Below are 11,468 nucleotides of genomic sequence, written 5' to 3'. Positions count from 1 at the left end.
CCCCTTGAGGGGGAGATTGTTTTTGATGCGCTGCCGTTGAAGACCCTGTCAGGGACATCAGCTCCGATCAGGCATTCACCGGCCGCATCGGCCTCAGCCAGGTCATCAGCGCGCCATAGGGCAGCAGCATGACGAGGCTGAAGACCAGCTTGACCGAAAGGTCGCCGAGCGCCCAGGAAACCCAGCGCGGCACCTCCATGAACGAGAAGACGCCGAAGAGCGGGGCGATGCCGAGGGCGAATTCATCATTGGCGCCGATAAAGGCGAAGATGGCGGCGAAGCTGATCGAGAAGAACAGCACCGTATCAAGGATCGAGCCGAACAGCGAGCCGACAAGCGGCGCCTTCCACCAGCTCTGACGGCGCAGGCGATTGAACAGCGTGATGTCGAGGAACTGGCCCACCAGAAACGCCGTGCCGGAGGCGATCGCGATGCGCGGCACCGAGGCATAAAAGGAAAAGGCGACGCCGACGACGAAGCCGGCAACCACCACCTTGCGCGCGGCGGCCGGGCCGAACTGACGGTTGGTCAGGTCGTTGACGAGAAAGGCAAGCGGATAGGTGAACGCGCCCCAGGTCAGAAGGTCGGCAAGCGAAATGCCGTAAACCATGCCCTGAACGGGATACTGGACCAGAATGTTGGAGGCGAGAACGACGCCTGCCATGAGCAGGCTGTAGATAATGACGGATTGCGACTGTCGCATTTTTTTATCCTGGGTGATGCCACCAGTTGGAGGACAAATAAAGAAAGCCTTACTGCCGGGCAGCAAGGCTCTCCAGTTTCAAAGCTGCCTGACGATCAGGCGGCGGCCTGTTCAGCCGTCTTCTTGATGATTTCCTTGCGGATCAGGCGGGCGCGCGGCGAAAGTTCGCCCTCGCCGGACTTGATCAGGAATGCGTCGAGGCCGCCACGATGCTCAACCGAGCGCAGCGCCGCGGCGGAAACGCGCAGACGATAGCTCTGGCCGGTGGCTTCCGACATCAGGGTCACGCGGCACAGGTTCGGCAGGAACTTGCGGCGGGTCTTGTTGTTGGCATGGCTGACATTGTTGCCGGACAGCACGCCCTTGCCAGTCAATTCACACATGCGGGACATGATTTCACCTATACTCGTCTTCAGCCAACGGCTTACAACGGGACGGCCTAGTCCCGCGATCCAATTGGCGGCTAATTGGAAAGTTGCGGTTCTATAATCGCGCGGCACGCAAAGGTCAAGGCGAGATGCCGGTTTTTCACGGGGACGCTGAAATTTACCGCTGTTTTTTTCAGCCCGCCTGAGACATAAACAGGTGAGCAGGAACGACCATATCACAGGTGCGAGAGAGCGACATGAGAAAAACCGTCATTTATCAGACTGTAATCGCTATGGTTTTTCTTTTTGCGTCGGCCACGGCCAGGGCCGAGGACATCAAGCAGCAGACCGTCTATACCATCGCCTTCTCCGGCATCAAGATCGCCGATGCAGTGTTCAACACCACGGTCAATGACGGAGATTACCGGATCAACGCCGATATCAAGGCGGCGGGTATAGGCAATCTCTTCACCTCAATCGCGGTCAAGGTCGATGCCAAGGGCGACTGGAAGGACGGCCGCCCGGAAACGCGTGAATTCGAGTTGAGCTACCGCGACGGCGATTACGCACGCGACTACGGCGCGGAATTCGCCCGCAAGCGCGTCGTCTCTTCGACGATCGAACCTGATCCGGGCCCGCGCGGCGACGATTGGGTTGACGTCACGGCGAGACATCTGCGCGGGGTCATCGACCCGATCTCGGCGCTGCTTCTGCCGCCGTCACCAAATCCCTGTCAGGACAAGATCGCCATCTTCGACGGCGAGACGCGGCTGAACCTGGAACTGGCGCCCGCGGGCACGAAACCGTTCTCCACCAAGGGCTTTTCCGGCCGGGCCGTCGGCTGTGCGATCCGCTTCCGCCCGATCGCGGGCTATGAGCGCATGGATGACGACATCGAATATCTCGCCAATACCCGCGAGCTCGTCGTCTGGTTCGCTTTCAACGAGGAGCTGAACGTCTATGCCCCGGTCACGGCCCAGATCCCGCTGAAGATCGGCAAGCTGACGATCTACGCCTCGAAATTCGGCGTCTGACACCAGGATTTCATTTCAAATGCGCGCAACCCTGATCGGCTTTTCTGCCGTCATCATGTGGTCGTTTCTGGCCCTGTTCACGGCCGCCTCCGGCGATGTGCCGCCGTTCCAGCTTTCGGCCATCGCCTTTCTCATCGCGAGCCTGCCCGGCATTGCGGTGCTGATCGCCCGGCCGGAACGCCGCAGAGCGCTGCGCCAGCCTGCAAAGGTGTGGATCGCCGGCATTGCCGGCCTCTTCGGCTACCACTTCCTCTATTTCACCGCGCTGCGCAACGCGCCCGCCGTCGATGCGGGTCTGATCGCCTATCTCTGGCCGCTGCTGATCGTTGTCGGCTCGGCGCTTCTGCCGGGCGAAAAGCTGAAGGGCCATCACATCGCAGGCGCGATAGCAGGCTTTGCCGGAACGGCGTTGCTGATCACGCGCGGCGGCGGGCTGACGATCAGCAGCGAATATGCGCTCGGCTATATCGCCGCCTTCCTCTGCGCCTTTACATGGTCGGGTTATTCGCTGGTCTCACGCTCCTTTTCCAAGGTCTCGACCGATGTGGTGACCGGCTTCTGCCTCGCGACCTCGGTGCTCTCGCTTTTCTGCCACCTTGCGCTTGAGACGACGGTCTGGCCGCAGACGGCAAGTCAATGGCTGGCGGTCGCGGGCCTCGGCCTGTTTCCGGTCGGTATCGCCTTTTATGCCTGGGACTACGGGGTGAAGAAGGGCAATATTCAGGTGCTGGGGGCGGCGAGCTATGCCGCGCCGCTGTTGTCGACCATCGTGCTCCTCGTCGCCCGCTTCGGCGAGCCGGGATGGCGCGTGATCGTCGCCTGCCTGCTGATCACCGGCGGCGCGGTTCTCGCAGCGCGCGATATGATCGTCCGGAAGAAGGCCTGAGGCGTTTTCAGCCGACAGGCGCCCAATCCGGAGCAGCGAGTTCGAAATCATCGAAGATAAAGCCGGGGGCAACGGTGCAGCCCACCAGCGTGAAGTCACCCGTGCTTTCCGCCGCCTGCCAGTGGCCGGCGGGGATGACGCCCTGCGGACGTTCGCCGGCCATGATATCCGGCCCGAGCGTCATCGTCTCGGTTGCCCTGCCGTCGGGCGAGACCATCAGCTTCAGCGGAGCGCCGGCATAATAGTGCCAGACCTCGACGGTCGTCAGCAGCCGGTGCCAGTGCGAGCGCTCGCCCGCTTTCAGCAGAAAATAGATCAGCGTTGAAGCGCCGCGCCCCGCTTCGCCGGCGGCATCGCGAAACGTTTCCGCAAACCAGCCGCCTTCGGGATGAGGCTTCATGTCGAGCGCATCAATGATCGCTTCGGCCGTGATCGCGCCCGCCATCAGAAATTGTCCTTCAGCCGGCGGATTTCGCCGAGAACCTCGTCGTCCCTCGCCTCCGCCATGCCGAGCTTCGCACGGATCGCGGGATCGGCCACCCGCAGGAAGGGATTGGTTTTCTTTTCAAGTCCGATCGTCGTCGGAATGGTGAAATCGCCGGCGTCGCGCAGCGCGGCCACCGCCTCGGCGCGTTCCTTCAGCACCTGATTGTCCGGGTCGACCGAGAGTGCGAATTTGGCATTGGCGAGCGTGTATTCGTGGCCGAAATAGACTTCCGTCTCGTCCGGCAGCGCCAGAAGCTTTTTCAGCGACGGCCACATGTCGGAGGCGGGCCGTTCGAACAGACGGCCGCAGCCCATGGCAAACAGCGTGTCGGCGGCAAAGAGCAGGCCGTCATCGACGAAATGGTAGCAAACATGCCCCGCCGTATGGCCGGGCGTCTCGATGACGTCGACCTTGTGGCCGGCAAAATCCAGTTCGTCGCCCTCGCCGACGGCAAGGTCAAGGCCGGGGATCACCACCGCCTCCTCGACCGGCCCGACGATCCGGCAGTCGTAACGCTCTTTCAGCGGCAGGTTGCCCTCGACATGGTCCTTGTGATGATGGGTGGCAAAGACGTCGGTAATCACCCAGCCGCGCTTTTCGGCTTCCGCGATCACCGCCTCGCCATCAGGCGCATCGATGCTGAGCGTCTTCTTGGTTTCCGGATCATGGATCAGAACCCCGTAATTGTCCGAACGACACATGAAGACGGCGATTTGAAGTGAAGTCATCTCAAGCCTCGCGATTGCTTACCCAGTCGTCTTCAATGTAGTACTGTGCGATCTCAAGTCCAACCGGGGCCGTCTGAACTTCGCTCATGAACGCCGATATCGTTGACCTTCGCGCCTTCTACCACACCAGGCTTGGACGCCTCGCCGCCCATTCCATCGCCATGGCGCTCGTGCCTGTCTGGCCGAAACTCCCGGACGAACGCCTGGTGGGGCTCGGCTACTGCCTGCCCTATCTCGACAGGCTCGGCACGGATGCGGAACGGGTCATGGCCTTCATGCCTGCCTCCCAGGGCGCGATCAACTGGCCGGCCCATGCGGCGTCGGCAACCGCGCTGGTCATGGACGAGGAACTGCCGCTGCCCGATGCCTCCATCGACCGGGTGCTGATGGTGCACGCGCTGGAATTCACCGAAAGCCCGCGCGAGACCCTGAGCGAGCTCTGGCGCATTCTCGCGCCCGGCGGACGTCTCGTCATCGTCGCGCCCAACCGGCGCGGCGTCTGGGCACGGCTCGAGCATACGCCCTTCGGCAACGGCCGCCCCTATTCCAAGAGCCAGATCACCGAACTGCTGCGGGAGACCAATTTCACCCCCGGCGCCTTTGCCGAGGCGCTGTTCTTCCCCCCGTCGAGAAGCCGGACGGTGCTGAAATTCCGCGCCGGTTTCGAACGGTCCGGCCACACATTCTGGCCGGCCTTTTCCGGCGTCAATATCGTCGAGGCGCAGAAGCGGCTTTATCAGGGCCTGCCGGTGGCCGCCCGTTCCGCGCGCAAGGTTCTGGTGCCCGCCCTTGCGCCCCAGGGCGTACCGACCACGCGCAGCCGCTTCTGATGGTCTTGCCGCTGCGGGGCGGCCGCCCTCGACAAAGCGCCCAATCCTCATTATTGCTTCTCCCGTTCAAACGGCTCTTGCGGCCACACGTTGTTTTCGAGGTTTCCTATGCCTGATCAGTCGATGAAGCCGACACCCCGCCCCGGTGTCATGGATATTGCCGCCTATGTCCCCGGCAAGGACCATGTCGAGGGTGTTGCGAAGGTGTACAAGCTGTCGTCGAACGAGACGCCGCTCGGCCCCAGCCCGAAGGCGATCGAGGCGATGCGCAATGCGGGCGAGAATCTGGCGCTCTATCCCGACGGTCAGGCAACCGCCCTGCGGGAGGCAATCGCGGCGAAATACGGCCTCAACACGAAGAACATCATCTGCGGCAACGGTTCGGACGAACTGCTCGGTCTGCTTGCCCACGTCTATCTCGGGGAAGGCGACGAGGCGATCATCACCGAGCACGGCTTCCTCGTCTACAAGATCCAGATCATGGCTAATGGCGCGACGCCGGTTACCGTGAAGGAAAAGAACGCGACCGTCGATGTCGACGCGATCCTTGCCGCCGTCACCGACAAGACCCGCATCGTCTTCATCGCCAATCCGGGCAATCCGACCGGCACCTATGTGCCCTTCTCCGAGATCCGCCGCCTGCATGCGGGGCTGCCGAAGAATGTCATTCTCGTGCTGGACGCGGCCTATGCCGAATATGTCCGCCGCAATGATTACGAGGCAGGCCTCGAACTGGTCGCCGAGAACGCCAATGTGGTGATGACCCGGACCTTCTCGAAGGTTTACGGGCTGGCTGCATTGCGCGTCGGCTGGCTTTACGGCCCGCTGGAGATTGTCGGCGCGATGGACCGCGTGCGCGGCCCTTTCAACCTCAATGCTCCGGCCATTGCCGCGGCAACGGCTGCGATCAAGGATGACGGCTTCACCCAGAAAGCCGTCGAATTCAACGCGGAATGGATCGAAACGCTGACGCGGGAGCTGACCGCGCTCGGCCTTGATGTCACGCCATCCGTCACCAACTTCATCCTGATCCACTTCCCGGATGAAGACGGCCTGCGCGCGCCGGATGCCGACCGCTTTCTGTCATTGCGGGGCTATGTGCTGCGCATGGTTGCCGGCTACGGCTTTCCGAACGCGCTGCGCATGAGCGTCGGCACGGACGAAGCCAATCGCGGCGTGATCGCGGCGCTGAAGGAATTCATGGCCGGCAAAGCCAAAACGGATGCGGCATGAGCGGTTTTATGTTTGAACGCATCGCCCTGATCGGCATCGGGCTGATCGGCTCCTCTCTTGCCCGCGACATCCGCGCCAGGGGGCTTGCCCGCGAGATCATCGTCTCCACCCGTTCTCCCGAAACGCTCAGGCGCGCCGAGGAACTCGGGCTGGGCGACCGTTATACGGCTGCGGCCGAAGATGCCGTCCGGGGCGCCGATCTGGTGATCGTCTCCGTTCCCGTCGGCGCGTCCGGCGCGGTGGCGGAAAAAATCGCGCCCAATCTGAAAAAGGGCGCGATCCTGACCGATGTCGGCTCCACCAAGGCCTCGGTCATCGCCCAGATGACGCCCTTCGTGCCCGAAGGCGTGCATTTTATTCCCGGTCACCCGATTGCGGGCACGGAACATTCCGGTCCGGATGCCGGATTTGAGGGCCTTTTTGCGGAACGCTGGTGCATTCTCACCCCGCCGGAAGCCGTTGACGAGGATGCGCTCCAGAAGCTTACGGCATTCTGGCAGGCGCTCGGCTCGAAGGTCGACCGGATGGCGCCGGAGCACCACGACAAGGTTCTCGCCATTGTCTCGCACCTGCCGCACATCATTGCCTACAACATCGTCGGCACCGCCGACGACATGGAAACGGTAACGCAGTCGGAAGTCATCCAGTATTCCGCCTCGGGCTTCCGCGACTTCACACGCCTTGCCGCCTCCGATCCGACCATGTGGCGCGACGTCTGCCTGCACAACAGGGACGCCATACTGGAAATGCTGGCGCGGTTTTCCGAAGACCTCGCCTATCTGCAGCGCGCGATCCGCTGGGGCGAGGGCGACAAGCTGTTCGAACTCTTCGCCCGCACGCGCGATGTCCGCCGCTCGATCATCGAGGCAGGTCAGGATGTGGACGTGCCGGACTTCGGCCGGCATACGCTCGACAAGAAGGGTTGAGGCCCATCCGCGATCCCGTCAGACCGGCGGGATCTGGCCGAGCGGGATGAAGCCCAGCATTGCCCTGCCCTGGTTCACCCGGACGTCGAGCGCCATGGTGCGCTGTCCGCCGGTAAACGACTTGATCAGCCCGGTCACCGTCTCGACCGGTCGCGCGACCTGCGGAAAGGCAAGCTGGAGAACCTGCGAAATGCCGTCGATCCCGGTCAGCTCGACGCTGAAGCGCCCGTCCAGGTAGCCCTCCTTGTTGAACGAGAAACGGCCGGAAATCGCGATATGCGAGGCGCGATCGCCGATGGCAAGCGTTGCCTGGTTGAGAATGCCGCTCTTGCCGCGCAGCCCGTGGGAGCGGATCTGTTTGTTGGCCAGAAGCGCCCCGCCGTCGTCGATGGTCGCGAGAAGGTTGACGGAGACGGCCGGCAGAGCTTCCGCGTTGTTCTGCGGCCGAAGGACGCCGTTGGTGACCGTGAAGGCAAGATCGAGATCGCCGTCATCATCGCGCACAAGGCCTTGCGCATATTCGGCCGTCAACGTGCCCTGGCGACCTTCCGGAGCGGCAAAACGCGCCGTCAGCCCTTCGATATCATAGGAGATCAGACGCGGACCGGCGCGGCCGTAGATCAGCTTGCCGCCGAGATGTTCCCATTCCGAACGCAGGATCATGCCGGCATCATTGTCGAGCGTTGCCGGCCCCGTCACCGTCGCCATCACCGACCACGGTGCATAGACGGGCGCTTCGGCAAGCAGGCGCGGCGTATCGAAGACGGCGTCGGTCTTCCGGTCCCGAACATGCAGGCTGTCACAGAAAAAGCCGAAGCTTGCGGGAAAGCCCTGATAGCCGATATCCTCGCAGCTGACGACGGTCTCATTGCCGCTCTGGCCCTCCAGGAGATCGAAAATGCGGGCCTTGACCGTGCGCGCGATGAAGAACCAGCCAAGTGCATAGGCCAAAAGGAGGATGACCAGCACGACCAGCGACCATTTCAGATATTTGCGCGTGCGGGTTGAACCTGCCATGGTGGCTTCCCATTCTGTCCTACGTTTCAATCGGAGTCTGGCATAGCATATGGACGAATTCTGGGTCTTTGGCTACGGCTCGTTGATGTGGAACCCGGGTTTCCCGAACCACAAGCGCGTCAACGCCCGTCTTTCCGGCTATCACAGAAGCCTCTGCGTTTATTCCTACGTTCATCGCGGAACGACCGAAATGCCCGGCCTCGTTCTGGGTCTGGACCGCGGCGGCTTTTGCGAGGGCGTCGCCTTCGCCGCGAGGAATGATGACGAGGAGGCGGTGATGGCCTATCTGCGCGCGCGCGAACTGGTGACGAGGGTCTATCGCGAACTCGTCCTGCCGGTCCGGCTCGACAATGGCAACACCGTTCCCGCCGTCACCTATGTGGTCGACCATTCCCACAAGCAATATGCGGGCAAGGTGGATATCGACAGGGCGGCCGATATCGTGCGGCGCGGCCACGGCCAGTCGGGTCCGAACCGCGACTATGTGCTGAACACCGTAGACCACCTGAAACAGATGCGCATCGGCGATGCGGCGCTGGAATCGGTCGCCAGGCTCCTGCTCAACGAGCAACCGCGCCCCAGGCACGGCTGAGCGACCTCAAAGCCCTTCTGCTGCCTTCAGTTCCGCGACGCGCTTTCGCGTCACCTCGGGAAGATCCAGATGAGGGTTTTCGGCGACGGTCTCCAGAAGCAGCCGGTTGCTTTCCCGCTCCATGGTCTCGACGAGTTCGGCAAAGAAGGCTTTCGGCGGCTTGCCCGGCGGGATCGCCGGCAGGACCCGCACCTTGAAATGTCCCTTCTGGCGGCGAAAATTGCCGCGCGGCCAGAACAGACCCGGATGCATGACCACCGGCACGACCGGCACGGCAAGGCCGCTATAGATCATCTGGATGCCGCGCTTGTAGTCCGGCTCCGCGCCAGGCGGACGTCGCGTGCCTTCGGGAAAGATGATCAACTGCCGGCCGGTTTCAACCTCGGCCTTCGTCCGCTTGATCGCATCCGCCATCGCCCGGCCGCTTGCCGCGCGATCGACCGCGATCTGCCGCTGTTTCTTCAGATACCAGCCGAAGAGCGGCATCTGGATCAGTTCGCGCTTCAGCATGAAGACGGAATCCGGGATCCACGGGAGCAGCATGATGGTGTCCCAGGCGGACTGGTGTTTCGGCGTGATGATGCAGGGTCCGTCGGGAATATTCTCCAGCCCCTCGATCTCGAAGGTCGTGCCGACCCAGAAGCGCATCTGCCGGTTGACGAAACGCCCCCAGCCCTGGACGACGACGCGATAGGCGTTTTCGCGCGAGGTCGAGAAATAATAGGGAGACTGCACGATCATCCTCAGCGCCGTGCCGACGTAAAAGGCCGTATTGAAAGCAAGGGAGCGGAGGACGCCCATGGTTTTCATGTTTCCTGCTCTGCCGGGCGAAGCACCCGAAGTCCGGTCACCGCGCGCACATGCGCGCCCAGGAATTTGAGATATTCCGAGCCCAGCACCTTCACATAACGCAGATTCTCATACCATGGGCCGCTCCCCTCGCCCAGTGGCACCGGATAGCCGACGAACACCGTGTCGGGATCGATATGGCGCAGTTCGAACAGACCGCGCGGCAGGTGATAGGCGCTGGTGACGACCAGGACGCGCCGGTATCCGTGCTCCTCGATCCATTTGCGGGTCTCCACCGCATTGCCATAGGTGTCGAGCGCCTCGTAGCCGACATCGACGCAGCATTCGAACAACTGGCTGTCGCCGCCCGTGGTCTTGCGAATGCTTTCCGAGGTTGTCGAGGGATTGACCCCGGAAATCAGAAGTCGCTCCCCTGCGCCCTCGGCCAGCAGAAGAAGCGCCTCATCGATACGGCGCGCGCCGCCGGTGAGCACCACGATCGCATCGGTCTCGTAGATCGGCGGCGGCCTTTCGGTGAGAACTCTGACGGTAAACCAGGCGAAGCCACCGCCAAAAGCCATCAGCACGGCAAGGGCTGCGACCAGAACGGCGCGCAGCACAAAGCCGCGACGCGTGACGCTCCGTCCTCGCGCACCATCCCCGTTGCCGCTCTTTTCCGGCGGCTTGCCGAGTTCGTTTCCCATCGTCCTTCCATTCCGGATCGCTGACGGCCGCAAACTTCGCGCACTCCGAATCAGCGGCCGGCCGAATCATTCCGCCGCCCTTCATACAGTACAGACGATATAGCTGAAATTCGGGCCGGAGCACGACGACGAATAAGTTGAATATCCAAACGGACTAAAGCGTGTCCGTGCGTGCCGGATCCGAGCGGATGCGATCGATCTCCCTGATCGTACGCATCACCGTCAGCCTGGCTGTCAGCGTGGTGAGGACCGCGATGATAACGATCGTCAGAAGGATCCCCCCATAGGCGCCCCAGCCAATCGAAATCTTGCCGAACAACGCCGTCGTCTGATCGGCGCCGGGCGTTGCAAGAAACCGCGCCTGCCAGAAACGCGCGATCACGAAGAACAGGCAGGCAAGCCCGCCGCCCAAAGACGCGCCTTTGAGCGCCACGTTGAGAAAATGGTTCTGGAACTGGCGGGCGACAAAACTGCCCTCCGCGCCGACGAAATGCAGTACTTCGACAATGTCTCGACTGCCGGAAAGCGCGCCGCGCGTGGCAAACACCACGGTCAGCACCATGGCCGAGAACACCAGGGCCATGATCGAGACGCCGATCGTCGTCGTCGCATCGGCCATGGCCGAAAGCCGGTTCACCCAGGCGCGGTGATCATCCAGATAGGCACCAGGAACGGCGAGCTCGAGCGCCGTCGCCATGGCGGCGAAATCAGGCGGATTGTTTTCATCGATGGTCACGATCACCAGGCGCGGCACCGGCAGTTCATCGAAATCCAGCCCGGTCCCGAGCCAAGGTTCGAGCAGCCGCTCGGTTGCCGCCTCATCAACCACCTGACCATCGATCGTGCCGACGAATTGCAGCGCCACGTCCCGCGCGGTCAGGAGCGCCTGGTTCATGTCGCGCCCTTCGGCAGGTTTGATCTGGATGGTAACCTCGCGGGAGATGCCGCCCTGCCAGCTTGCCGCCGTGGCGCGCACCATGGAGACGCCGCCGAGCGTCAGGCAGGCAAGAAAGGCCATGATCGCGATCACCGCCATCAACGCCCGCGACTGGACATTGGCGGGCGGAACGATCGGCGTCGGCTTGCCGCGGTTCCGGCTGGCGGCAGGGGGCCTTCGCACACTGCGACCATCTGTCGAGCCGCCCTGTTCCGCCTTGAGAGCCGACCCCGG

General features: G+C 62.6%; 14 protein-coding genes. 6 read left to right on the top strand and 8 right to left on the bottom strand.

Features of this window, described 5'->3' with window-relative positions:
* Positions 1 to 67: 67 nt before the first annotated feature.
* Positions 68 to 703, bottom strand: coding sequence for a VUT family protein (locus tag JET14_RS02535; RefSeq protein WP_200336657.1), 636 nt, complete (start codon positions 701 to 703; stop codon positions 68 to 70).
* 95 nt (positions 704 to 798) lie between these two features.
* Positions 799 to 1,095 carry a 50S ribosomal protein L28 gene (rpmB, locus tag JET14_RS02530; RefSeq protein ID WP_024707795.1) on the bottom strand — a complete coding sequence of 99 codons (297 nt, stop codon included), beginning with the start codon at positions 1,093 to 1,095 and terminating at the stop codon, positions 799 to 801.
* A 269-nt stretch (positions 1,096 to 1,364) separates the two neighbouring features.
* On the opposite strand from rpmB, the gene JET14_RS02525 reads away from it, so the two are divergent.
* Both JET14_RS02525 and yddG read left to right on the top strand, forming a co-directional pair.
* Complete coding sequence (locus tag JET14_RS02525; RefSeq protein WP_200336656.1) at positions 1,365 to 2,105, top strand: DUF3108 domain-containing protein; 741 nt, start codon at positions 1,365 to 1,367, stop codon at positions 2,103 to 2,105.
* A gap of 19 nt (positions 2,106 to 2,124) precedes the next feature.
* Entirely contained in the window at positions 2,125 to 2,991 is an 867-nt protein-coding gene (yddG, locus tag JET14_RS02520; protein ID WP_200336655.1) for an aromatic amino acid exporter YddG, read from the top strand.
* A 7-nt stretch (positions 2,992 to 2,998) separates the two neighbouring features.
* On the opposite strand, the gene JET14_RS02515 is transcribed toward yddG, so the two are convergent.
* A complete protein-coding gene (locus JET14_RS02515) occupies positions 2,999 to 3,424 on the bottom strand; it encodes a cupin domain-containing protein (RefSeq protein WP_200337966.1) in 426 nt (141 codons plus the stop codon).
* Between the two features lie 11 nt (positions 3,425 to 3,435).
* Positions 3,436 to 4,206: a hydroxyacylglutathione hydrolase gene (gene gloB, locus JET14_RS02510; RefSeq protein WP_200336654.1), complete on the bottom strand. Its 771-nt coding sequence runs from the start codon at positions 4,204 to 4,206 to the stop codon at positions 3,436 to 3,438.
* 86 nt (positions 4,207 to 4,292) lie between these two features.
* On the opposite strand from gloB, the gene JET14_RS02505 reads away from it, so the two are divergent.
* The 3 genes from JET14_RS02505 (at position 4,293) to JET14_RS02495 (ending at position 7,195) form a co-directional block, all read left to right on the top strand.
* Positions 4,293 to 5,036 carry a class I SAM-dependent methyltransferase gene (locus JET14_RS02505; protein ID WP_200336653.1) on the top strand — a complete coding sequence of 248 codons (744 nt, stop codon included), beginning with the start codon at positions 4,293 to 4,295 and terminating at the stop codon, positions 5,034 to 5,036.
* Positions 5,037 to 5,144: 108 nt separating this feature from the next.
* Positions 5,145 to 6,269 carry a histidinol-phosphate transaminase gene (hisC, locus tag JET14_RS02500; RefSeq protein ID WP_200336652.1) on the top strand — a complete coding sequence of 375 codons (1,125 nt, stop codon included), beginning with the start codon at positions 5,145 to 5,147 and terminating at the stop codon, positions 6,267 to 6,269.
* Complete coding sequence (locus tag JET14_RS02495) at positions 6,266 to 7,195, top strand: prephenate/arogenate dehydrogenase family protein (RefSeq protein WP_024707788.1); 930 nt, start codon at positions 6,266 to 6,268, stop codon at positions 7,193 to 7,195. Before hisC ends, JET14_RS02495 begins: the two co-directional genes overlap by 4 nt.
* Positions 7,196 to 7,213: 18 nt before the next feature.
* Here JET14_RS02495 and JET14_RS02490 read toward each other — a convergent pair whose 3' ends face one another.
* A complete protein-coding gene (locus tag JET14_RS02490) occupies positions 7,214 to 8,212 on the bottom strand; it encodes a DUF2125 domain-containing protein (protein ID WP_200336651.1) in 999 nt (332 codons plus the stop codon).
* A gap of 49 nt (positions 8,213 to 8,261) precedes the next feature.
* Here JET14_RS02490 and JET14_RS02485 point away from each other — a divergent pair, with 49 nt between their 5' ends.
* Positions 8,262 to 8,804, top strand: a complete 543-nt coding sequence (locus JET14_RS02485) for a gamma-glutamylcyclotransferase (protein ID WP_200336650.1) — start codon at positions 8,262 to 8,264, stop codon at positions 8,802 to 8,804.
* 6 nt (positions 8,805 to 8,810) lie between these two features.
* Here the strand turns inward: JET14_RS02485 and JET14_RS02480 are convergent, their stop codons facing one another.
* The 3 genes from JET14_RS02480 to JET14_RS02470 all read right to left on the bottom strand — a co-directional run bounded on the left by JET14_RS02480 (position 8,811) and on the right by JET14_RS02470 (position 11,333).
* Positions 8,811 to 9,605 carry a lysophospholipid acyltransferase family protein gene (locus tag JET14_RS02480; RefSeq protein WP_200336649.1) on the bottom strand — a complete coding sequence of 265 codons (795 nt, stop codon included), beginning with the start codon at positions 9,603 to 9,605 and terminating at the stop codon, positions 8,811 to 8,813.
* 5 nt (positions 9,606 to 9,610) lie between these two features.
* Positions 9,611 to 10,297: a YdcF family protein gene (locus JET14_RS02475; RefSeq protein WP_200336648.1), complete on the bottom strand. Its 687-nt coding sequence runs from the start codon at positions 10,295 to 10,297 to the stop codon at positions 9,611 to 9,613.
* Between the two features lie 154 nt (positions 10,298 to 10,451).
* Positions 10,452 to 11,333 (bottom strand): cell division protein FtsX, encoded by an 882-nt coding sequence (locus tag JET14_RS02470; protein WP_200337965.1) that lies wholly within the window; start codon positions 11,331 to 11,333, stop codon positions 10,452 to 10,454.
* Between the last annotated feature and the right edge of the window lie 135 nt (positions 11,334 to 11,468).

The sequence above is a fragment of the Martelella lutilitoris genome (assembly GCF_016598595.1).
Classification (GTDB): Bacteria; Pseudomonadota; Alphaproteobacteria; order Rhizobiales; family Rhizobiaceae; genus Martelella; species Martelella lutilitoris_A.
The sequence above is the reverse complement of the archived record's forward strand: the minus strand, read 5'-3'. Positions and strand labels throughout refer to the sequence as shown.

What these genes read in the sequence shown, in the direction of transcription:
- JET14_RS02535 (WP_200336657.1), bottom strand. Translation starts at nt 703, where the DNA reads ATGCGACAGTCGCAATCCGTCATTATCTACAGCCTGCTCATGGCAGGC.
- rpmB (WP_024707795.1), bottom strand. Translation starts at nt 1,095, where the DNA reads ATGTCCCGCATGTGTGAATTGACTGGCAAGGGCGTGCTGTCCGGCAAC.
- JET14_RS02525 (WP_200336656.1), top strand. Translation starts at nt 1,365, where the DNA reads ATGGTTTTTCTTTTTGCGTCGGCCACGGCCAGGGCCGAGGACATCAAG.
- yddG (WP_200336655.1), top strand. Translation starts at nt 2,125, where the DNA reads ATGCGCGCAACCCTGATCGGCTTTTCTGCCGTCATCATGTGGTCGTTT.
- gloB (WP_200336654.1), bottom strand. Translation starts at nt 4,206, where the DNA reads ATGACTTCACTTCAAATCGCCGTCTTCATGTGTCGTTCGGACAATTAC.
- JET14_RS02505 (WP_200336653.1), top strand. Translation starts at nt 4,293, where the DNA reads ATGAACGCCGATATCGTTGACCTTCGCGCCTTCTACCACACCAGGCTT.
- hisC (WP_200336652.1), top strand. Translation starts at nt 5,145, where the DNA reads ATGCCTGATCAGTCGATGAAGCCGACACCCCGCCCCGGTGTCATGGAT.
- JET14_RS02495 (WP_024707788.1), top strand. Translation starts at nt 6,266, where the DNA reads ATGAGCGGTTTTATGTTTGAACGCATCGCCCTGATCGGCATCGGGCTG.
- JET14_RS02490 (WP_200336651.1), bottom strand. Translation starts at nt 8,212, where the DNA reads ATGGCAGGTTCAACCCGCACGCGCAAATATCTGAAATGGTCGCTGGTC.
- JET14_RS02485 (WP_200336650.1), top strand. Translation starts at nt 8,262, where the DNA reads ATGGACGAATTCTGGGTCTTTGGCTACGGCTCGTTGATGTGGAACCCG.
- JET14_RS02480 (WP_200336649.1), bottom strand. Translation starts at nt 9,605, where the DNA reads ATGGGCGTCCTCCGCTCCCTTGCTTTCAATACGGCCTTTTACGTCGGC.
- JET14_RS02475 (WP_200336648.1), bottom strand. Translation starts at nt 10,297, where the DNA reads ATGGGAAACGAACTCGGCAAGCCGCCGGAAAAGAGCGGCAACGGGGAT.
- JET14_RS02470 (WP_200337965.1), bottom strand. Translation starts at nt 11,333, where the DNA reads ATGGCGGTGATCGCGATCATGGCCTTTCTTGCCTGCCTGACGCTCGGC.